General features: G+C 64.7%; 17 protein-coding genes. 12 read left to right on the forward strand and 5 right to left on the reverse strand.

What is annotated here, in order from left to right:
- The first annotated feature begins 59 nt into the window (after window positions 1–59).
- From ACP153_RS00810 to ACP153_RS00830, 5 genes are all read left to right on the forward strand, one after another.
- Entirely contained in the window at window positions 60–1208 is a 1149-nt protein-coding gene (locus ACP153_RS00810) for a peptidylprolyl isomerase (protein WP_424969064.1), read from the forward strand.
- Window positions 1205–2185, forward strand: a complete 981-nt coding sequence (pdxA, locus tag ACP153_RS00815; RefSeq protein WP_424969065.1) for a 4-hydroxythreonine-4-phosphate dehydrogenase PdxA — start codon at window positions 1205–1207, stop codon at window positions 2183–2185. The genes ACP153_RS00810 and pdxA overlap by 4 nt, the downstream gene beginning before the upstream one ends.
- A 3-nt stretch (window positions 2186–2188) precedes the next feature.
- Entirely contained in the window at window positions 2189–3025 is an 837-nt protein-coding gene (gene rsmA, locus ACP153_RS00820; protein WP_424969066.1) for a 16S rRNA (adenine(1518)-N(6)/adenine(1519)-N(6))-dimethyltransferase RsmA, read from the forward strand.
- Window positions 3026–3129: 104 nt separating this feature from the next.
- Window positions 3130–3882, forward strand: a complete 753-nt coding sequence (locus ACP153_RS00825; protein ID WP_424969067.1) for a hypothetical protein — start codon at window positions 3130–3132, stop codon at window positions 3880–3882.
- A 53-nt stretch (window positions 3883–3935) separates the two neighbouring features.
- Window positions 3936–4994 carry a BamA/TamA family outer membrane protein gene (locus ACP153_RS00830; RefSeq protein ID WP_424969068.1) on the forward strand — a complete coding sequence of 353 codons (1059 nt, stop codon included), beginning with the start codon at window positions 3936–3938 and terminating at the stop codon, window positions 4992–4994.
- Window positions 4995–4997: 3 nt separating this feature from the next.
- Here ACP153_RS00830 and ispG read toward each other — a convergent pair whose 3' ends face one another.
- The 3 genes from ispG to hemA form a co-directional block, all read right to left on the reverse strand.
- Window positions 4998–6140, reverse strand: a complete 1143-nt coding sequence (gene ispG / locus ACP153_RS00835) for a flavodoxin-dependent (E)-4-hydroxy-3-methylbut-2-enyl-diphosphate synthase (RefSeq protein WP_424969069.1) — start codon at window positions 6138–6140, stop codon at window positions 4998–5000.
- A gap of 71 nt (window positions 6141–6211) precedes the next feature.
- Window positions 6212–7462, reverse strand: a complete 1251-nt coding sequence (locus tag ACP153_RS00840; protein WP_424969070.1) for a helix-turn-helix domain-containing protein — start codon at window positions 7460–7462, stop codon at window positions 6212–6214.
- A gap of 217 nt (window positions 7463–7679) precedes the next feature.
- Window positions 7680–8915, reverse strand: a complete 1236-nt coding sequence (gene hemA / locus ACP153_RS00845) for a 5-aminolevulinate synthase (RefSeq protein ID WP_424969071.1) — start codon at window positions 8913–8915, stop codon at window positions 7680–7682.
- Window positions 8916–9089: 174 nt separating this feature from the next.
- Between hemA and ACP153_RS00850 the strand changes: the two genes are divergently transcribed.
- The 3 genes from ACP153_RS00850 (at window position 9090) to ACP153_RS00860 (ending at window position 11607) form a co-directional block, all read left to right on the forward strand.
- Window positions 9090–10478: a dipeptidase gene (locus ACP153_RS00850; protein ID WP_424969072.1), complete on the forward strand. Its 1389-nt coding sequence runs from the start codon at window positions 9090–9092 to the stop codon at window positions 10476–10478.
- A 124-nt stretch (window positions 10479–10602) separates the two neighbouring features.
- Window positions 10603–11280 (forward strand): VPLPA-CTERM sorting domain-containing protein, encoded by a 678-nt coding sequence (locus ACP153_RS00855; RefSeq protein ID WP_424969073.1) that lies wholly within the window; start codon window positions 10603–10605, stop codon window positions 11278–11280.
- 147 nt (window positions 11281–11427) lie between these two features.
- Window positions 11428–11607 carry a hypothetical protein gene (locus ACP153_RS00860; RefSeq protein ID WP_424969074.1) on the forward strand — a complete coding sequence of 60 codons (180 nt, stop codon included), beginning with the start codon at window positions 11428–11430 and terminating at the stop codon, window positions 11605–11607.
- Between the two features lie 835 nt (window positions 11608–12442).
- On the opposite strand, the gene queA is transcribed toward ACP153_RS00860, so the two are convergent.
- Window positions 12443–13492 (reverse strand): tRNA preQ1(34) S-adenosylmethionine ribosyltransferase-isomerase QueA, encoded by a 1050-nt coding sequence (gene queA, locus ACP153_RS00865; RefSeq protein WP_424969075.1) that lies wholly within the window; start codon window positions 13490–13492, stop codon window positions 12443–12445.
- A gap of 29 nt (window positions 13493–13521) precedes the next feature.
- Entirely contained in the window at window positions 13522–16845 is a 3324-nt protein-coding gene (locus ACP153_RS00870) for a DUF3971 domain-containing protein (protein ID WP_424969076.1), read from the reverse strand.
- Window positions 16846–16937: 92 nt separating this feature from the next.
- Between ACP153_RS00870 and bcp the strand changes: the two genes are divergently transcribed.
- From bcp to ACP153_RS00890, 4 genes are all read left to right on the forward strand, one after another.
- Complete coding sequence (bcp, locus tag ACP153_RS00875; RefSeq protein ID WP_424969077.1) at window positions 16938–17399, forward strand: thioredoxin-dependent thiol peroxidase; 462 nt, start codon at window positions 16938–16940, stop codon at window positions 17397–17399.
- A 38-nt stretch (window positions 17400–17437) separates the two neighbouring features.
- Window positions 17438–18295 (forward strand): ferritin-like domain-containing protein, encoded by an 858-nt coding sequence (locus tag ACP153_RS00880; RefSeq protein ID WP_424969078.1) that lies wholly within the window; start codon window positions 17438–17440, stop codon window positions 18293–18295.
- 166 nt (window positions 18296–18461) lie between these two features.
- Window positions 18462–19796 (forward strand): DUF5930 domain-containing protein, encoded by a 1335-nt coding sequence (locus ACP153_RS00885; RefSeq protein ID WP_424969079.1) that lies wholly within the window; start codon window positions 18462–18464, stop codon window positions 19794–19796.
- A complete protein-coding gene (locus tag ACP153_RS00890) occupies window positions 19786–20289 on the forward strand; it encodes a bactofilin family protein (protein WP_424969080.1) in 504 nt (167 codons plus the stop codon). The genes ACP153_RS00885 and ACP153_RS00890 overlap by 11 nt, the downstream gene beginning before the upstream one ends.
- Window position 20290 lies beyond the last annotated feature (1 nt).

Raw genomic sequence — 20290 nt, forward strand, 5'->3', positions numbered from 1 at the left:
CAGTGATGCGACTGCCCAACCTGCGACCGCTGTTTGCCTGCGCTCTGTTTTGCGCCTTCTTGAGCGCTGGCGCCCAGGCCCAGACCTTTGGCCCTGTGATCACGGTGAATGGCACGGCCATCACCGGATTTGAGCTCGATCAGCGGGAGAAGTTTATCCGCGCGCTGCGCCTGCCCGGAGATGCGGCCACGCTCGCGCGCGAGGCGCTGATCGAGGATCGCCTGAAGAACCAGGCGGCGGCGGCGGCGGGACTAGTCGCTGGTCCAGATGAGATCGAACAGGGTCTGGCGGAATTTGCAAGTCGAGCAAACCTGACCACAGAGGAATTCATCCGCGCCCTTGCGGATGAAGGCGTCGCACCCGAGACCTTCCGCGATTTTGTGCGCAGCGGGCTTCTTTGGCGGACACTGGTGCAGCAACGCTTCGGCCCGCGCGCCCGGGTCTCTCCGGCAGAGGTGGAGCGGGCGCTCGCCCTGGCCGGATCGCAATCCGGCGCGCGCGTGCGTCTTGCGGAGATCATCATCCCCGCCCCGCCCGAGCAGCGTATCGAGGCCGAGGGCTTTATCGAAGACCTGCGGGAACGGTTGCGCAGCGAGGCGGATTTTACAGCCGCGGTGGAACGCTTTTCCGCGGCGCCCTCGCGCAACAACAACGGGTTGCGAGACTGGATTTCCCTGTCGGACCTGCCGGGACCGCTGGCTCAGACCATTCTGACGCTTGCGCCGGGTGAGGTGTCGCCAGTCGTTCCACTGGGCGGCGGGGCACTGGCGCTCTTTCAGGTGCGCGGGTTCCAGGAAACAGTCTTGCAAGCACAGCCGACCATCGCGGCAGACATCGCCACCTTGCCCCTCTCGGCGGATCCGGAGACGGCTGCGGCGCTGCGAGGTCAAATCGCACGCGAGATTGATGTCTGCGACGACCTCTATGGGCTGGCGCGAACCCTCCCTGAGGGCGCCCTGCAACGGGAGGTTTATGCCGTGGAGGATATTCCGCGCAACATTGCCGTCGCCATCTCGGATCTGGACAACCAGGAATCCACCGAGATCCTGGGCGCGACCGGTCCGATCCACGTGATGCTCTGCGCGCGCACCACGGCGTTGACCGAGGATGTCGAGGGGACGATCGAGCAACAGCTGGTCAATCGGCGCCTCGCCTCCTATGCGGAGAACTTCCTCGAAGAGCTGCGCGCTGCCGCCACGATCCAATGAGCGATGCCCCAATCGCGCTGAGCTGCGGCGAGCCCGCAGGCGTTGGCCCTGAAATCGCCGCCAAGGCCTGGGCCGAGCTGGGCGCAGCACTTCCGTTTTGTGTCCTTGGCGATCCGACCCATATCAAAACCCATGCGCCGGATATCCCGGTTGTCCCGATCTCGGAACCCGCGGACACGGCCGAGGCCGCCAAACGCGGCGTACCCGTCCTGCAGCAGCCGTTCGAGGGGCCGCTGACCCCGGGCACACCAAACCCGGACCATGCCCAGGGCGTGATCGACGCGATCGCCCGGGGCGTTGCCCTTACGCAGACCGGCGCGGCCCGCGCCCTGTGCACGGCCCCAATCCATAAGAAGGCTTTGCAATACGGGGCGGGCTTCGCCTTTCCCGGCCATACGGAGTTTCTTGCCCATCTCGGCGGTGACGTGTCGGTGGTGATGATGCTGGCCTGCCCTGAATTGCGCGTTGTGCCGGCGACGATCCATATCGCTCTCTCGCAGGTGTCCGAAGCGCTGAGCCCTGCCCTGTTGGAAGAGGTCATCCGCGTGACGCGAGACGGGTTGATCCGGGATTTCGGCATCCCGTCGCCGCGGATCGCCATTGCCGGGCTGAACCCCCATGCGGGGGAAGGCGGCGCCATGGGCCATGAAGAACTGACATGGATCACCCCGCTGCTGGAGCGGTTGCGCACCGAGGGGCTCGACCTGCATGGGCCGCTTTCGGCGGATACCATGTTCCATGCTGGCGCCCGGGCCAGCTATGACGCGGCAATCGCCATGTATCACGATCAGGCCCTGATCCCGATCAAGACCATCGATTTCGCGGGCGGCGTGAACGTTACCCTCGGCCTGCCGTTCATCCGAACCTCGCCGGATCATGGCACGGCGCTCGACATTGCCGGGCAAGGCCGCGCGGATCCCACGAGCCTGATCGCGGCCCTGCGCATGGCCGATGACATGGCGCGGCGGCGGGGCTGACCCATGGCCCGGATCGACGACCTGCCCCCCCTGCGCGAGGTGATCGCGACCCATCAGCTTTCGGCCAAGAAATCCCTTGGCCAAAACTTCCTGCTGGACCTGAACCTCACTGCGCGGATTGCCCGGGTGCCCGGAGATCTGAGCGCAGCTGATGTGCTGGAGGTCGGACCCGGGCCCGGCGGGCTCACACGGGGCCTTCTGGCCGAAGGCGCGCGCAAGGTGCTCGCCATCGAGAAGGACGCGCGCTGCCTGCCTGCGCTCGAGCAGATTGCCGGGGCTTATCCCGGACGGCTGGAAGTGGTGAATGGCGACGCGCTGGAGGTCGATCCGACCGGGTATCTGCAGGCGCCGATCCACGTGGCCGCCAACCTGCCCTATAATGTGGGCACCGAGTTGTTGGTACGGTGGCTTACGCCGAAGGACTGGCCGCCCTTCTGGCAGAGCCTGACCCTGATGTTCCAGCGCGAGGTCGCGGAGCGGATCGTGGCGCAACCGGGCAGCAAGGCCTATGGCCGCCTCGCGATCCTCGCGCAATGGCGTGCCGAGGCCCGGATCGCCCTGAGCCTGCCGCCGCAGGCCTTTATCCCCGCGCCCAAGGTACATTCGGCGGTCGTCCATCTGAGGGCCCTGCCGGAACCGCGCTATCCGGCAGATCCGGCGGTGCTCAGCCGTGTGGTCGCAGCGGCGTTCAACCAGCGGCGCAAGATGCTTCGGGCGAGCCTCAAGGGGATTGCGCCCGATATCGAGGATCGGCTGACCGAAGTGGGGATCGACCCCACGCGCAGGGCCGAAACCCTGAGACTCGAGGAGTTTTGCGCCCTCGCCCGCGCGCTCGCCTGAGGCGTGCTTCAAGACCCGGCATTGCGCTTTTTGCGTGCATGGCGCGCCCTCTCCGCCTAGGCTGGGCACCCAAGTTCTCGCCGTCACGCAGAGAGGAGCCCCCGATGCCCCGCCCCCTGAGCGCCCTTGCCGCTTCCCTTCTGACCTTCGTGCCACTCAGCGCGGCCGCGCAGGAGGCCGAGACATGGCGCTACCAGCTCTCGCCCTATCTCTGGGGCGCGGGCCTGTCCGGCGAGGCCGGAGTGATCCCCGGCGCACCGCCTGTGGATGTGGATCTGTCCTTCCGCGACATTCTCGACGATCTGGAGATCGCCGCAATGGCTGTGGGTCAGGCTCGCAAGGGCAATTGGGCGATCCAACTGGACCTGCAACATGTGCGCACGAAATCCGGCGGCGACGTGCCCTCCGATGATGTGAACAGCGCCGAGGTCGACGCAACAACCCAGTCTTTCTCGGCCCAGCTCGACTACCTCGCCTATGAGGCGGCGGGGACCGAGCTCTGGGTCAGCGGGGGTTTGCGCTACTGGAATGTGGAAACGACGCTGACCGTGACCGGAGATGCGATCGGCGTGCAAAAGGCACGCGGTTCCGACAGTTGGTGGGACCCGGTGGTTGGCCTGCGCGGGCGGATGCCCCTTGGGGCGGCGAGCTACCTGACCGGCTGGGCCTATCTCGGCGGGTTTGGCGCGGGCTCTGACCTCATGACGGATATCTTCCTCGGCGCGGGCTACGAGATCTCGGAGCGCACGGCGCTGGTCGGCGGGCTGCGCTATCAATCCGTGGATCGCCGCGATGAGGGCTTCATCTGGGATGTGGAGCAGACCGGCCCCCTGATCGGCCTGACCGTTCGGTTCTGAGCACGATGATGCGTCGGCTGCGCCTCGGTCTGGCTGCGGGAGTGCTCGCATGCATGCCGATGCTCTCCAATGCCCAACCGGTCGCGCTGGAGGAACCGGCGGAGGCTGCCAACAAGACCCAGGCCGAGAAAATCGGGTTCTCACGCGGGTCTTTCATCCTAGCCCCCATCCCCTTCCAGAACCCGGTTCTGGGATCGGGCGTGGCAATTGGAGGTGCCTACCTCTTCAAAGACACGCTGGGCGCGGATACCTCAGCTCTTGGCCTCGCCTATTTCCGAACCGAGAATGGCAGCGAGGGCTACGGGCTTGGCTTTGATCTGAATTTCGGGCTGACCGGCTGGCAGAGCACGCTTCTGCTCGGGGATATGACCCTGGACTATGACCTCTTCGTCGGCGGCACCCCGGTCCGGGTGCGCCAGTCGGGCACCGGAGCGAAGCTGAAATTCGCCCGGGATCTGAGCGAGACCCTCTCCCTCGGCGCCGGGATCAGCTATCTGCGTTCGGATCTCGCCGCGGGTCGGGGTGCGATCCTGCCCCCCAGCCTGCAGCCCGATACGGATCTGGAACTAGCCAAGATCAGCGCGTCCACAAGCTATGACACGCGCGACAACACCGACTACCCCACCGACGGGCGCCTCGCGACGGCCCAGCTGAGCTATGGTCATCTGCTCAATGCGCGCGGGCGGGACTATTGGAAGACGGTGGGCAGCTTCGCGGAATACCGCCCGCTCTTTGACCTTGGGGTATTGGCCTGGACGGCGACGGGCTGCGCCGCAACCGATGACGCGCCCTTTTTCGACGCCTGCTCCTTTGGCGGCACGGACAGTTTCCGCGGCTACGGCGCGACGGAGTTCATCGATACGGCCCTGCTCTCGACCCAGATCGAGTATCGCGGGCGACTTGGCGGGCGCTTCGGCTATGTGGTCTTTGCCGGCGCGGGCGCCACCGGGGACCGGCTGTCCTCCGTGCTCGACGATGGGCTGCGTGGGGCGGTGGGCCTAGGGGCGCGGATCCGTCTCTCGAAGTCCTTCCCGGTGGATTACGCGATTGATCTCTCGCGCAATAGCGACGGGGAGTCCCTCGTCTATGTCTATGTGGGGCAGCGGTTCTGAGCGCTACTCGGCGGGCTCGGTTGCAGGGGCTTCTTCAGCCGCTTGGGCCTCCAACTCGGCGGCCTTCTTTTCGACCTGGGCCACGATCTCGTCGATCATGCCCTCGTTCGACATCTTGTGGCTCGTTTTGCCCGCCAGATAGACCATGCCCGAGCCAGCACCACCGCCGGTGAACCCGACATCGGTCATCAGCGCCTCGCCCGGCCCGTTCACCACGCAGCCGATGATCGAGAGGCTCATGGGCGTCTTGATATGCTCCAGCCGATGCTCCAGCGCTTCGACAGTCTTGATCACGTCAAAGCCCTGCCGCGCGCAGGACGGGCAGGAGATGATGTTCACGCCGCGATGTCGCAAGCCGAGGGATTTCAGGATCTCGTAGCCGACCTTCACCTCTTCGACCGGATCCGCCGAGAGGCTGACCCGGATCGTGTCGCCGATCCCCATCCACAGAAGATTGCCGAGCCCGATGGCAGATTTGATCGTGCCCGAAACAAGGCCCCCCGCCTCGGTAATGCCGAGATGGATCGGCGCATCGGTGACATCGGCCAGCGCCTGATAAGCCGCGGCCGACAGGAACACGTCCGACGCCTTGCAGGAGATCTTGAACTCGTGAAAATCGTTGTCCTGCAGGATCTTGATATGGTCGAGACCGCTTTCGACCATCGCCTCCGGACAGGGCTCGGCGTATTTCTCCAGCAGGTGTTTTTCGAGACTGCCCGCATTCACCCCGATCCGGATGGAGCAGTTGTGGTCCCGCGCGGCCTTGATGACCTCCTTCACCCGGGTCTCGTCACCGATATTGCCCGGGTTGATCCGCAGACAGGCCGCGCCCGCCTCCGCCGCCTCGATCCCACGCTTATAGTGGAAGTGGATATCGGCCACGATGGGCACAGGGCTTTCGCGCACGATCTCCTTCAGCGCGCGAGAGCTGTCTTGATCCGGCACCGAGATCCGCACGATATCCGCCCCGGCCTCCGCCGCAGCCTGCACCTGCCCGATGGTAGCCGGGATATCCGTGGTCAGCGTGTTCGTCATGGTCTGCACCGCGATCGGGGCATCCCCGCCCACGGGCACATTGCCCACATGGATCTGACGGGACTTGCGCCGATAGATATTGCGCCAGGGACGAACGGCATTGAGCGACATGGATGTGCTTCCGGTAGACAGTGTTTGGTGTCAACTTAAGGACACAGTCGCGCGCTGGCAACGGGCGCGATCTATTCTGCGGCCTCGGGGTCAGAGTCGGGATCCGGGGGCAGATCGAGAATTCGGGCCTCGGCCGTGGCGATGACCTCGCGCAGATCCGCATCGCCATCAAGATCAGCGAGCGCGAAATCCGTGCTCAGGGTCTCGCGGGAAAGAACCACATTCGAGGCCACCGCACCGGGCGCCCCGGCGGGACCAAACGTGTCGCCATCCACGAGGAAATAAACATCGCCGGAATTGCCTGCGCGCAGGGTGGCGGGCTCTTCGGAATTGGGGAGCACGAAGCTCTCGCCCGCATCGAGGATTTTCTCCAGCAGTATCGTGTTATCCGCCGCACGGACCCGCACCCAAGCCGGGCGCTGCGCCACGATGGCCACCACGGGCGGCGGCGGGGCCACAACCTGCACGGGCGGGACGGGCTCGACCGGCTTGGCGGTCGCCTCCGCAATGGCGATATCCATGGAACTTGGCGCTGCGGGCGCGCGCCAGACACCAACCGTTTCAGGATCGATGATGCCGATGGGCCCGTCGCGGGCCACGAGGATCGGCGCGTCCAGCGCTTTGGGGCGGTAAAGACGGCCCAGCGCCTCCTGGGAGGGGGTAACCACATCGGTGGTCACCGTGCTCTGCTGAGCGATGTTGCGGGTGGAAAGCGGATCAAGCTCGGGCTCCAGAACCGGGGCGGCATCCACCGGGGCGACGGTGACCCGCTGCACTTCCTGCAGGATCGAGTAACCGCCATAGCCCAGCATCCCAATCAGCCCGGCGAGCACCACGAAGGAGCCAAGCGCGCCTGCATTCATACCCTCAAAGGGTGACGGCCGCTGGGGCATCAGGGCTGTGGCGGAGGCCAGAAGCGGATCTTCTTCGACCTTGGCGCGGCGACGGCCACGTTTGGTAGGCTCCGCCGTCGCTCCCGGGCGCGGGCTGCTGGCTTCGGGCTGCATCCCGTGGACGCCGGAAAACCCGCTCTCCTCGCAGAATTTGTGGAACGCCCAATCCGGATCCAGCCCGAGATAGCGCGAGTAGGACCGCACATAGCCCGCGATAAAGCCCGGCGTGTCAAAGACCGCGGGGTCCGCGTTTTCAATGGCAACGATATAGGGGGCCTTGATGCGCAGCTCGCGCTGCACATCGAGCAGGGATTTGTTGAGGGTGGCGCGTTCGCCGCGCATCACATCGCCAAGCGACAGGGCATAGTCGTCGAACCCCTTGAGGTTAGACGTCTCCTCCTCCGTGCGCGGTGTCTTGCGCCCGATCATGCCACCTGCCCTTGATGTCGCACTTGTACACCGGCGCGAACCGATTCGAGTGCTGTCTGCCTGAATTGGACGGTACCATATCCCCTCTCAAGGGGCAGTTAAAATTGGGATCCGGGCGAAACCTGCCGAAACCATACGTCAAATAAGCGAAAAGCCGCGGGATTTCCGCGGCTTGGTCCTTGTTTTTGGGCAATGCGCCGCATTCCTGAGCCGTGGCTCAGGCGCTGAGCTCCTGCCGCGAGAGGGCGCAATGGCTCCAAAGTTCGTCCATGGCATGGACCAGTTTGGAGATCATCTCCGGCGTGTGGACCGGCGACGGGGTGAAGCGCAGGCGCTCCGTGCCGCGCGGCACCGTCGGGAAATTGATCGGCTGCACATAGATCCCGTGATCGGCCAGCAGCCGGTCGGAGATCATCTTGCACTTCACCGGATCGCCCACATGGACCGGCACGATGTGGCTGCCATGATCGATGATCGGCAAGCCCAGCGCCTTGAGCCGCATCTTGAGGATCTTGGCCCCCATCTGGTGGGCCTCACGGCGCGCAGTGTCGGTCTTGAGATGCCGGACGGAGGCCGCTGCCCCCGCCGCCACGGTGGGCGGGATCGAGGTGGTGAAGATAAAGCCCGGCGCGTAGGAGCGCACGGCATCCACCATCTTGGCCGAGGCAGCGATATAGCCGCCCATCACGCCAAAGGCCTTGCCCAGCGTACCGTTGATGATGTCGATCCGGTCCATCAGGCCCAGTTCTTCGCAGACGCCCGCGCCGCGCGCACCATACATGCCCACCGCGTGGACTTCGTCGATATAGGTCAGCGCGCCGAACTCGTCCGCGAGATCACAGATCGCCGCGATCGGGCCGAAATCGCCATCCATGGAATAAACCGACTCAAAGGCGATGACCTTGGGCGCATCCAGCGGAAGGCTTTCCAGGATCTCGCGCAGATGGGCCAGATCATTGTGGCGGAAGATATGCTTGGGGCAATTGCCGTGGCGAATGCCCTGGATCATCGAGGCGTGGTTCAGCTCGTCCGAGATGATATGCAGCCCCGGAAACAGGATCGGCAGGGTCGAGAGCGTCGCGTCATTGGCGATGTACGCCGAGGTAAAAAGAAGTGCGGCCTCTTTCTGATGCAGATCAGCGAGCTCTTCCTCCAGCGCATTGTGAAACACCGTCGTGCCGGAGATGTTGCGTGTCCCGCCCGAGCCTGCGCCCGTGGCATCTAACGCCTCATGCATCGCGTCGAGCACCACCGGATGCTGGCCCATGCCGAGATAATCGTTCCCGCACCACACGGTGATATCCTGCTGGGTCCCGTCGGGACGGGTCCAGACCGCATGGGGAAACGCGTCTTTCTTGCGGGCGATGTCAATAAAGGTGCGATACCGGCCTTCGTCATGCAGGCATTGCAGGGCGGTGTCGAGATGGCCGTTATAGTCCAAGGGGCTCTCCATGGGCTGTGAGTATCGCTGACGCGCATAGCTAGGCGGCGTTGACGATGTTTAACAAGGCGCAAAATGACGCTGCATTGATTGAGATCAACCTCTGATCGCACCGGATCGGCTGGACACCCGGTGAGGTTGGGATACGCTGCTGCCGTATTTTCCCCTTGAATGCACAGAGGCCAGATGTCCCCTACTCCGAATTTGAGCGCCGTCCTCGACCACATTGAGACCGAATTGCCGCAGGACCTGTCGCGGCTGATGGACCTGCTCCGGATCCCCTCGATCTCCACAGATCCGGCCCATGCCGCCGATTGCGACAGCGCGGCCGACTGGCTGGTCGCGGAGCTCCAGAGCCTTGGTGCCACGGCAGCCAAACATCCGACCCCGGGTCACCCGATGGTGGTGGGGCATCTGCCCGGGGACGGGCCGCGCATGCTGTTTTACGGGCATTATGATGTGCAGCCCGTCGATCCGCTCGATCTCTGGGACAAGCCGCCCTTCGAGCCGGAACTTCAGGACACGCCCAAGGGCCAGGTGATCCGCGGTCGCGGGGCCTGCGACGACAAGGGGCAGCTTCTGACCTTCGTGAACGCCTGCCGCGCCTGGCTGGCCCATCACGACAGTCTGCCCATCGAAGTGGTCTTTTTCTTCGAGGGCGAGGAGGAGAGCGGCTCGCCTTCCCTCATCCCCTTCCTCGAGGCCAACAAGGACCTGCTCAAGGCCGATCTCGCCCTGATCTGCGACACCGGGCTCTTTGATGACCGGGCGCCCTCGATCATCACCTCCCTGCGGGGGCTCGCCGGGATCGAGATCACCCTGACCGGCGCGGATCGGGATCTGCATTCGGGCGCCTTTGGCGGGCCAGCGGCCAATCCGATCCGGATCCTGAGCCAGATCCTCGCCGGTCTGCATGACGAGACGGGCCGGGTCACCCTGCCCGGCTTTTATGACGGGGCGCCCGTGATCTCCGACGAACAGCTCGCCTCCTGGGAGGCGCTCGGTTTTGACGCCAAAGGCTTCCTGGGCGACGTGGACCTCTCGGAGCTTGCGGGCGAGGCCGGGTATTCCGCCTTGGAGATGCTCTGGTCCCGCCCGACCTGCGAGTTCAACGGGATCACCGGCGGCTATACGGGGGCGGGCTTCAAGACCGTGTTGCCGAGCCAGGCCAGCGCAAAGGTCAGCTTCCGGCTGGTGGGTCAGCAGGACCCCCATGCCATCCTCGCCAGTCTGCGCAGCTATGTGGAGGCCGCCCTCCCCCCGGATGTGACCGTCGAATTCACCGATCACGGTGCCGGTCCCGCCTCCCATATGGCGATGACCCATCCGGCCTTTGATCTGGCCCGCGAGGCGCTGACAGAGGAATGGGAGGTGCCCGCCGCCTTCACCGGCGCAGGTGGCTCAATTCCTGTGGCCGGGTACTTCCAGACCATTCTGGGGCTCGATTCCCTGTTGGCCGGATTCGGAAAATCCGACGACGGTTTGCACTCCCCAAACGAGAAGTATGACGTGGAGAGTTTCCGCAAAGGGACGCGAAGTTGGGCACGTTTCCTTGCAAAGCTCGCCGAAACCTGACCAATGGTTCACAATGAATTGGATTTGCTCAGTTTTCAAAACGATTGATTTTTGAGCGTAGTCATGGTCTAATTCTTAAAGGATTATTAAAACCTATATGTAATTTCGTGTAAGGGAACGAGTAATGAGATATGGAACGACGCTGGTGGCCGTCGCAGCCGCCTTGGGCCTTAGTGCGGGGATCGCTCAGGCCACGACCGTAGAATTCTCCTCTCCAGGATGGACATACAACAACGCGGGTGCCTCCGAGCAGGCAGACTGGCGTGTGTCGGTCAATGACGATACGGCGGGGATCTTGTCCTTCGACATCAGCATCGATGCAGGGTCCTCGGCGACGGGCGATATCCTCGGCTTCGCCTTTGATCTGGCCGATCCGGGCCTGATGCAGTCGGATATCAGCAATTTCACCTCCTCCACCGGGGAAGGGATCACCGGGTTCTTCACCGACTCCACAAGCTGTGGCGCGGGGGGATGTAACTTCAACGGCGCGACCAGTGATGATTTCGACTACATCGTCCGCGTTGGCAATCAGGGCAGCAGCGGCGGCTCGGTCACGAGCCTGAGCTTCGACCTTGATGTCTCTGACACCTTCATGCTGTCGGCATCGACCCTGACCCGGGTTGGCATCCGGTCCCAAAGCCTCGGCGCCGCACCGAGTGGCGGTGGCGGAAGCTCCAAGGACATTCACACGTCCCCGAACGAGCTGGTTGCAACGGCCCCCATTCCGCTGCCGGCGGGGGCTTGGTTGCTCCTGACAGCCATTGGCGGACTGGGCGTGGCGCGCTATCGCAAGCGCGCCTGACGCCCCCCCTATCAAAGCCTATCAATTGACGAAGCCGTCCCGCATCGGGGGCGGCTTGGCCTGAGCGCGGAATGGGACGTCGAGGCCACCCTTACCCGGGCAGGCGGGCCCACATCCGTCGCCAGGTAGTTCCAACCAGTGCCGGGCATGGATTCCCTGCTTGCTGGGTTCGGCAAGCTGGATGACGGTATTCGTTCGCCGAACGAGACTTACGCTGTGGAGAGTTTTCACAAGGGCATGCGCAGTCGGGCGCGCTTTCTGGCTGAACTTGCCAAAACCCAACGCGTCATGGAACAACCTAAGTCACACAGCGCCACTCAAATCTAAGGCTTTTAGCTACGCATTTTTGAGCGAGACAAGCCATGTATAAACCCCTCGCATTTCGAGACTAATTCACAACACTTCAATCAACAATTTGGAGCCGCCCGCCAGATCGAAAAGTATACCGAGCTTTAGCCTACCCTGCGGAGCAACTGCAAAAGAGTTTCGACATACATAACCTAAATGTCGCAGCCGGCGGTCATTGCAAATAGTTCAAGAATACGCTTCGTAAAAGTGTACGCGCAAAAGGTATAGTCAGAATGTCAATCCGAGATTGGTGGGGATGGGATGCCTTTCTAGCTTGGGAAGAGGATTACCAAAAAAGGACCGGAAAGAAGGGCCTGTACAAGGTATTCTTGATTGCGTTTGCGATCGTGGCGTGTTCCGCCTACTTAGAAATCACTAAGCCATTGTACTACATGGAACATCGCTTGCGACCCACGATCGCTGCAGGCGTCTATATATTTAGTTGGCTATTTCCCTTGCTCGCTTACAGGGAAATGCGAAGATTCAAGGTGCCTAAAGATGATTGATTTCTGCCTGCGTTGAAGCGCGACTTAGATCACGCATCTAATTTGAACCATTGTGAGCTTTGCGACCCGGTGTTTCCGTCCATTGATGCGGCTGTCGATCTGAGCTTTCTGCTGCAACTGTATCTCTCAGATGCTCTGGCTGAGCCGACTGAAGCTCTTCAGCATCCTTCTTTCCGCAAAAAGTCAATCAACTAAGCCGCCAAGTCGGTAGCAATCAGATCATGTGGCGGGTCTCTCCACGGTGTCTTTTCAACTAAATCCACTTGCCTGAAACAGATCCAGAGGTGGCCTGCTGCAATGGCCAATGGTCAAGGCAACAGAAGCGAGCTGTCCCCGTAGGAAAAGAACCGGTAGCGGTCGGCAATGGCATGGGCATAGATCTCGCGGATCCGCTCAACCCCCATCAGGGCGCTGACCAGCATCATCAGGGTCGATTTCGGCAGGTGGAAATTGGTCATCAAACCGTCGGTGATTTTGAACAGGTAGCCGGGATAGATGAAAATATCCGTGTCGCCCTCCCAAGCGCTCAGGCTGCCACCCTCGGACGCGGCGGTCTCGATCAGACGCAGCGCCGTGGTGCCCACGGGGATCACCCGGCCGCCCGCGGCCTTCGTGGCCATGATCTCGGCGGCAGCCGCGGCGCTGATCTCGCCCCATTCCGCGTGCATCTTGTGGGTGGTCACGTCCTCGACCTTCACCGGCAGGAAGGTCCCTGCCCCCACATGGAGCGTGACATGGGAAAACTGCACGCCCCGCTCCCGCAGGGCCGCGAGAAGCGGCGCATCGAAATGGAGCGACGCGGTGGGCGCCGCCACAGCCCCTGAGCGTTCGGCAAAGACCGTCTGGTAATCCTCGTGATCCTGAGCATCCGCCGGGCGTTTGGCGGCGATATAGGGTGGCAGGGGCATGGCCCCGGCCTCGGCCAGCGCCGCGTCGAAATCCTCGCCCGTCAGGCCAAAGACCAGCCGCACATGCCCGTCCACCTTCTCGGCCACTCTGGCGGTCAGGGTGTCGGAGAACACGACCTCCTCCCCCTCTGCGAGCTTGCGCAAGGGTTTGGCCAGCGCCATCCAGCCCTCGGCGGCGGGCTCCAGCAGGGTGATCTCGACCTTGGCGGTCACGCGCCCTTGGGCAGACTCCCGCGCCCGCGTCCCGAAAAGGCGCGCCGGGATCACCTTAGTGTTGTTCAGAACCAGCCGGTCCCCGGGCCCCAGCTCCGAGACAAGATCCGTTACCCGGCGGTCGCGCAATTCCGCATCCCCCTCGGCCACCAGCAGGCGCGCCGACGAGCGGGGCCGCACGGGACGGGTGGCGATCAATGCCTCGGGCAGATCGAAATCGAAATCACTGAGTTGCACGGGCGGGTCTGCTCCGATTGTCGGAAACGCTATTGCGTCAGGTCTGGGGGCGCGCGGCGGAAAAGGTCGCGAAACACGCCCGGTGTCAAGAGCGAGAGCGGATTGACCTGCACCTCCGGCGCGGTCGGCGCACCGCTGAGCCGGTAGCTTACCCCCAAGAGCCCCTCGCCCCGCCGCGCCATGAGCGCCCCGCCAATGCCGTTGAGCATGTAGATCGGCGAGACCACCCCCTGCAGGTCGAGCGCGTTCTGTGCGGGCATGACCGCCCCTTCGAAGGTGATCCCAATGGCTGGCCCATTGGCCCGCCCCTCGCGCAAGGTAATCCCCTCGGGCGAGAGGCTGAGCCCGGTCGAGATCGTGCTGAAGGAGATGCCGCCATTCGCCATCTGGTCAAAGAGCCCTACGACGCTGATCGCCGAGAGAAACTGCATCGCGCCCGGTGTCTCGATCATCCGACCATTGGTGATCTCCAGCGTGCCGTCATAGATCGGGCTGCCCGGGCGCGCCTCAAGCCGCAGGTCGAGCGCCCCGCCCTGCAGCGTGCGCAGCACGCCCGCATCGCGCAGGGCGGCCCCCGCATCGGCGCTGGTGACCTGGACCAGCTGGGTGTTGCGCGCCCCGCGGGTCAGGGTGACCTCCACCGGCGCGCCGCCATTGGCCCGCCCGGTCAGGCGCCCTCCGATCACATCCTCGGTCAGGATCCCGCCGCGCACCGATTGCAGACGCAGGGTGTCGGAGACGATGACGCTGTCGAGCTGGATCGGGATCTCGCTCGGGCGCGCGGCTCCTCCGCTGCCCGGACGGTTGGCCCCCTTGGGCAAGCCCCGCAGGTCCAGAACACCACCGGTCAGCGCCACAGCGGGCGGGACATCCGGCCCACGCCCGGTCAGCACGCCCTGGGCATCGAGCCACCCCCCGATCCGCACGCGATCGAGCGCGACCTGATCCACGCCCGCCCCGCCCGGGCGCAGGCTGATTGCGCCCTCGGCGAGAAAGCCCGGTGCGGCAAGCCGGAAGGCCTCCACTTTCGGCTCCGGTCCAAGTTGCAGGTCGACGCTCAGCGCGCCCTCCACAGCGGGCCGTTTCTGCCATCCGAGGGCATCGATGCGCACCCCCAGCCCCTGCATATCGGTCTCTAGCGCGAGGCGCGGGGCGCGCCCCGGGGCAAGGCTGAGCCGGTATTGCGCCTCGGTCTGCCCGGACAAGGTCCCGGGCGGCAGCCGCACGCCCAAGGCGCGCAGCCCCGCATCCGTGACCATCGCTGTGCCCGTGATCTCGGTCCCCTCCGCCCCCGGTGTGGCCAGTTGCCGAACGAGGCCAATATCGATCGGCACATCCTCCAACGCGCCCGCCCCGTTCAGGGTCACCGCGCCATCGGCGATGCGCACGACCACCTCGGACCCAGCAAAATCGCGATCCGGGGCGACCTCGTCGAAGACCACATCCGAGAGCCGCGCGGTCAGCGCCAGCGAGTTGAGATCCACCTTTTGCCCCTTGCGCAGGGGCACGCGCAGACGCCCCTCGGCCCGGGCCATCCCGCTCAGCTGGGCTGCGGGCAGGCGCACCTTGTCGAGCAACGAGATCGGGTGCCGGTCGAGCACATCGAAAGCGGCCGGAATACTGCCCGAGGCGCGCAGATGCAGATCCGCCGGCCCCCCGCGGATCCGTGTATCCGGGATCTGGAAGGTCGTGCCCGCCAGATCCACCGCGCCCTCGGCCTCCGTCTCCATCCGGCCGCCGCTGGCGGTGATGGTGAGCTGATGGTCGAAGATCACCCCATGGCCGCGCCCGGCCGTGACCGCCGGAAGATCCGGCAGGACCTGCACCTCGGCCCCCTCAAAGTCAAAGCTCGCCGCCAGTTTGGGCCGTTCGCTCTGGGTGAGACGCAGATGGGCGGTGATCGCCTCCAGCTGCCCAGCGGAGAGGTTCTTTCGCAGCCAGTTGCCCACCCGCACTGGCCGCCCCGTGGCGGGCCAGAACTCGAGCACCCGCTCCACCGGCAGCGCCGCACTGGCAAAGGCGAACTCGGCGGTGAACGGCGCCTCTGCAGGGAAGCGCGCCGCGCCATGGCCCGTCACCCGGGTGGCGCCGCCATTGTCGGAGACGAGGATCTGGCCCAGATCGACCTCCCGCGTCGCCCCCTGCCACCAGCCCGAGGTCAACAGGCGCTCAACCGCGACAGGCTCGGCCAGAAACGGATCCAGATCGCTCCAAAGATCGGTCAGATCGAGCGCGAAGACCGCGTTCGCGGGCCCTGCCTCCGCGGTCGGTCGCACCTCCAGATACCCGGCGCCGCGCGCGCGCAACCGGTCCGACACGAGCGACAGGTCGTCGAGCTGCACCCGCTCCTGCCCCGGCAGGTAGGTCCAGCGCGCCTCCACCCGCTCAAGCGTGGCCACCCCAAGCCGTTCGCCCAAATCGACCCGACCCGGCCCAAGCGCGAGATGCCCGGACAAAGCGCCCAGCTGGCCTTCGGGGCTCAGCTCCCCATCGAACCAGGCCGAGACCGCTCCGCCATAGGCCGCCAGCGCCGCGAGGTCGGGCAGTTGTTCCGCCAGAAGCGGCGCCGGCAAGGTGCGAACCACCAGGTCGAACCTGATCTCGGGCTGCGCGGCCCGGCTCTGCAGGGAAAGGCGCGCGCTGGCCCCCGCTTCGGGCAGATCAAAGGCTGCGGCGAGGTCAAGACCGCCCGCGCCAACCTCCAGCCGCGCGGTGCCATCGCTGAGGGTGATGGGCGCGCCAACCCCGGCGGCGGTGATATCGAGGGTCAGGCCCGACAGCGCCACCTCCCGCAGGGCACCGAGCGACGGCGATTGGAACACCTCCGAGATCTGCGCAACAAGGGATGGTAGCGAGATCGCCCGCGCCTCTGCCCCCTGAGCGGGCAAGGCGAGGCTCAGCAATCCGGTCTCATCCCGATTGAGACGGAGGCGCGCGCCCTCCAGCCAGATGCGTTCGGGCTGGATCTCGGCGCGCATGAGCGCGCGGCGGGCAAATGACATCTCAAGCTGCGGGAAGCTCACGGTCTCGCCGCTTTGCACCGCGCGCAGCGTGACGTCGCGCAGATGGATCCGAGGACGCCCGGCCTCGCTCAGCGAAAGCTCGATCGCGCCGAGATCCGCCTCGGCCACGCCCGACAGCAGGGCGTCGATCCGCGTCTCGACCTGCGCCACGAGTGCGGCGGGCACGGCCACACTGCCCCGTAGCGCCAAGGCCGCCAACCCGCCGAGCCCCGCCAGCAACACCGCCGCCGCCAGCAGCACCACAAGGCCCGAGCGGGCACGCCCCCGGCGGGGTCCCGTGCCCCGTCCCGGTTCGGGCGGGCTTGCTGCATCGCTTGGCTCTGTGCTCACCAGCGTGTCGTCCTCCGCGGTGTTCTTGGCTCGGGGCCTTTCTTTCCGGTCGTCGGCGGCTACCCTTGGGCGGAGTGTACAGCGAGGATACCATGATCGAAACAGGCCAAACCGCCCCTGACTTCACCCTGCCGCGAGATGGCGGCGAAACGCTCACCCTGTCGGCCCAAAAGCCGCAAAAAGTGGTGCTCTATTTCTACCCCAAGGATGACACGCCCGGCTGCACGAAGGAGGCGATCGGCTTTTCCGAACAGCTCGATGCCTTCACCGCTGCCGGGGCCACGGTGATCGGCGTGTCCAAAGATAGCGTGAAGAAGCACGACAAATTCCGCGACAAGCACAGCCTCACCGTGGCGCTGGTCAGCGATGAGGAGGGCACGGTCTGCGAGGATTGGGGCACCTGGGTCGAGAAGAAGATGTACGGCAAGACCTATATGGGGATCGAGCGCGCGACCTTCGTGATCGATGGGGAGGGCGTCGTGCGCAATATCTGGCGCAAGGTGAAGGTGCCCGGCCACGTGGAAGAGGTGCTTGAGGCCGTCAAGGCCCTGTGATCCAAGGGGCGGGTCCCCTCGCAACGGAGCGCTGCCAGATGACCCGCCCTGACCCACTGCCGCAAACCCTGGCCGCCTGCGCGGAGGCTGTTCTGTGCACCGCTGACGGGCGCGCCAAGACAGCCCTGAGCCGGGCCTGTGCCGAGGCCTGGTTCACCGCGCGCAGCAGCGACGCGCCCATGGATGTGGGCGAGGCGCAACCTCCGCTTCGCCCCGCAAGACCCGAAAAACCGGAACTTTTATCGCCACGCGATGTGCCTCGCCGCAAACCCGGCACGCTGGAAGGCCGGCAAGCGATCCTGCACGCGGTGGCGCATATCGAGCTGAATGCGGTGGATTTGCATTGGGACATCATCGCCCGGTTCACGGACACACCCATGCCGATCGGCTTCTATGATGACTGGGTCAAGGCGGCAGACGAGGAATCCAAGCATTTCAACCTGGTATCCGACTGCCTTGAAGCGACCGGCAGCTTTTACGGCGCCCTCGCGGCCCATGCGGGCATGTGGCGCGCCGCCGAGGACACGGCGGAGGATTTCATGGGGCGGCTTGCGGTGGTGCCCATGGTGCTCGAGGCGCGCGGTCTCGACGTCACGCCGGGCATGATCGAGATCTTCCGCAAGGCCAAGGATGATCAGGCGGTCGCGGCCCTGGAAGTGATCTATGGCGAGGAGGTCGGGCATGTGGCCTATGGCGCGAAATGGTTCCACTTCCTCTGCGGGCGCCACGATCTCGATCCCAAGGACGCCTTTCACCGCCTCGTACGCACCTATTTCCACGGCCCGCTCAAGCCGCCCTTCAACGAGGAAAAGCGCGCCGAGGCCGGTTTGCCGCCGGATTTCTACTGGCCCCTGACAGAGCCCGCCGAACAGCTTTCACAAAAAGATGAAAAATAGGGCGGAAATATCGGCGGAAATCTGCTCAAATCCAGCAAAACAAGGCGTTTGCGCGCCTAGCTGCCCGACTTCCTTGCATCTGCGACAATAGATGGCCTACCAGTACGTAAGCGCTGTTGCCCTATAGGGCGTTAACAAAGCGCACCAAGGTTGGGGAACTGGGGCATTGGCAGGACACACGCGTTTCTCGAAGCGTCTGGAGGGGATTTTCCCCGAAAAACGTCTCTTTCTGAAATCTGATGATGCGACGCGCTTCGTGCGCCTGTCCAGCGGCACGCAGGCGGCGATGGCCGTGGGCGGGGCTGCCCTTCTGACCTGGACGGCCTTTGCCTCGGCGATGGTGCTGATCACCAGCCTTGGTGCGGGCGAAGCCCGGGATCAGGCGGCGCGCGATCAACAGATGTACGCTGAGCGCCTGAACGCCCTGTCGCTGGAGCGGGATGCCCGCGCCGAGGAAGCTCGCGCCGCGCAGGAACGCTTCACCCTCGCCCTTGATCAGGTCAGCCGCATGCAGTCGCAGCTTCTGGCCTCCGAAGAGCGTCGGAGCGAGCTGGAAACCGGGGTGGCCGTTGTGCAATCCACCCTGCGCACCGCCATGGAAGAACGCGACGCGGCCCGGGCTGCCGAAGCCGAGGCAACCCGCGAGCTTGCCGCGCTGACCGGCACGGGCACAACCGAGGCCGCGCAGATGCGCGATCTGGAACAGACACTGGCCTTCCTGACCGATGCGCTGACCGGCACCGCCGCCGAGCGGGACGGACTGCAAGGCGCGCACGGCGCCGCGACTGCCGAGATCGAAGAGCTGCTTCTGTCGCAACAGCTGACGGCCGAGCGCAACAACCGAGTGTTTGAGCTCCTCGAGGATGCCGTCACCGTCTCGGTCGCGCCGCTCGAGCGGATGTTCGAAGAGGCTGGCGTCCCCGCGGACCGGATCCTTGAAGAGATCCGCCGCAACAGTTCGGGTCAGGGCGGTCCGCTCGTCCCCATGAGCTTCTCGACCCGCAGCCTGCCCCAGGATGAGCTGAGCTACCGCACGGAACAGATCCTCGCCGGACTCGACCGTCTGAACCTGCACCGCATGGCCGTGGACCAGCTGCCCTTCGCCATGCCGGTCAAATCCGCCTTCCGTTTCACCAGCCCCTTCGGCTATCGCCGGGACCCCAAGGGCGGCGGCACGCGAATGCACAAGGGCACGGATTTCGCGGCCTCTCTCGGCACGCCGATTTATTCGACCGCCGAGGGCGTCGTGGTCAAGGCGGGCTGGAACCGCGGCTTTGGCCGGATGGTGAAGATCCGCCATGCCTTCGGGTATGAAACAGTCTATGCGCACATGTCGAAACTGCGTGTAAAAGAAGGTCAACGGGTCTCGCGTGGTGAGCGGATCGGTGATATGGGAAGCACGGGCCGGTCTACCGGTGTGCACCTCCACTACGAGGTGCATCAGTCCGGCAAACCCGTTAATCCGATGAGCTTTATCAAGGCAGGCAAGAATGTTCTCTAAATCCCGAATCAACGAGCCCGGACCGAAGGCGGGGGACGCCGAAGGCGCAGACGCCGCCGCGGCCCCTGCCGCGCCGCGCGCCGCCATGTCCGACAGCAAGCCCGTTGCTTCGGCCAAGCCGAAACCGGCGCCGTCCATCCTGTCCTCGGACCTCAAGGTCGTGGGCAATCTGCGCACCTCTGGTGACATCCAGATCGAGGGCCAGGTCGAAGGTGACATCCACGCCCATTTGCTGACCGTGGGCGAAGGCGCCACCGTGAATGGCGAAGTTGTGGCCGATGATGTGATCGTGAATGGCCGCGTGATCGGTCGCGTGCGCGGCCTGAAGGTCCGTCTGACCTCCACCGCGCGGGTGGAAGGCGACATCATTCACAAGACCATCGCCATCGAGAGCGGCGCGCATTTCGAGGGCTCCGTGCAGCGGCAGGACGACCCGCTCGGCGGCGGCGGCAAGCAGAAAGCGCCCAAGCAGCCTCCGGCACAGAACGGCTAAG

Source organism: Dinoroseobacter sp. S76 (assembly GCF_049801095.1).
Taxonomy (GTDB): domain Bacteria; phylum Pseudomonadota; class Alphaproteobacteria; order Rhodobacterales; family Rhodobacteraceae; genus Dinoroseobacter.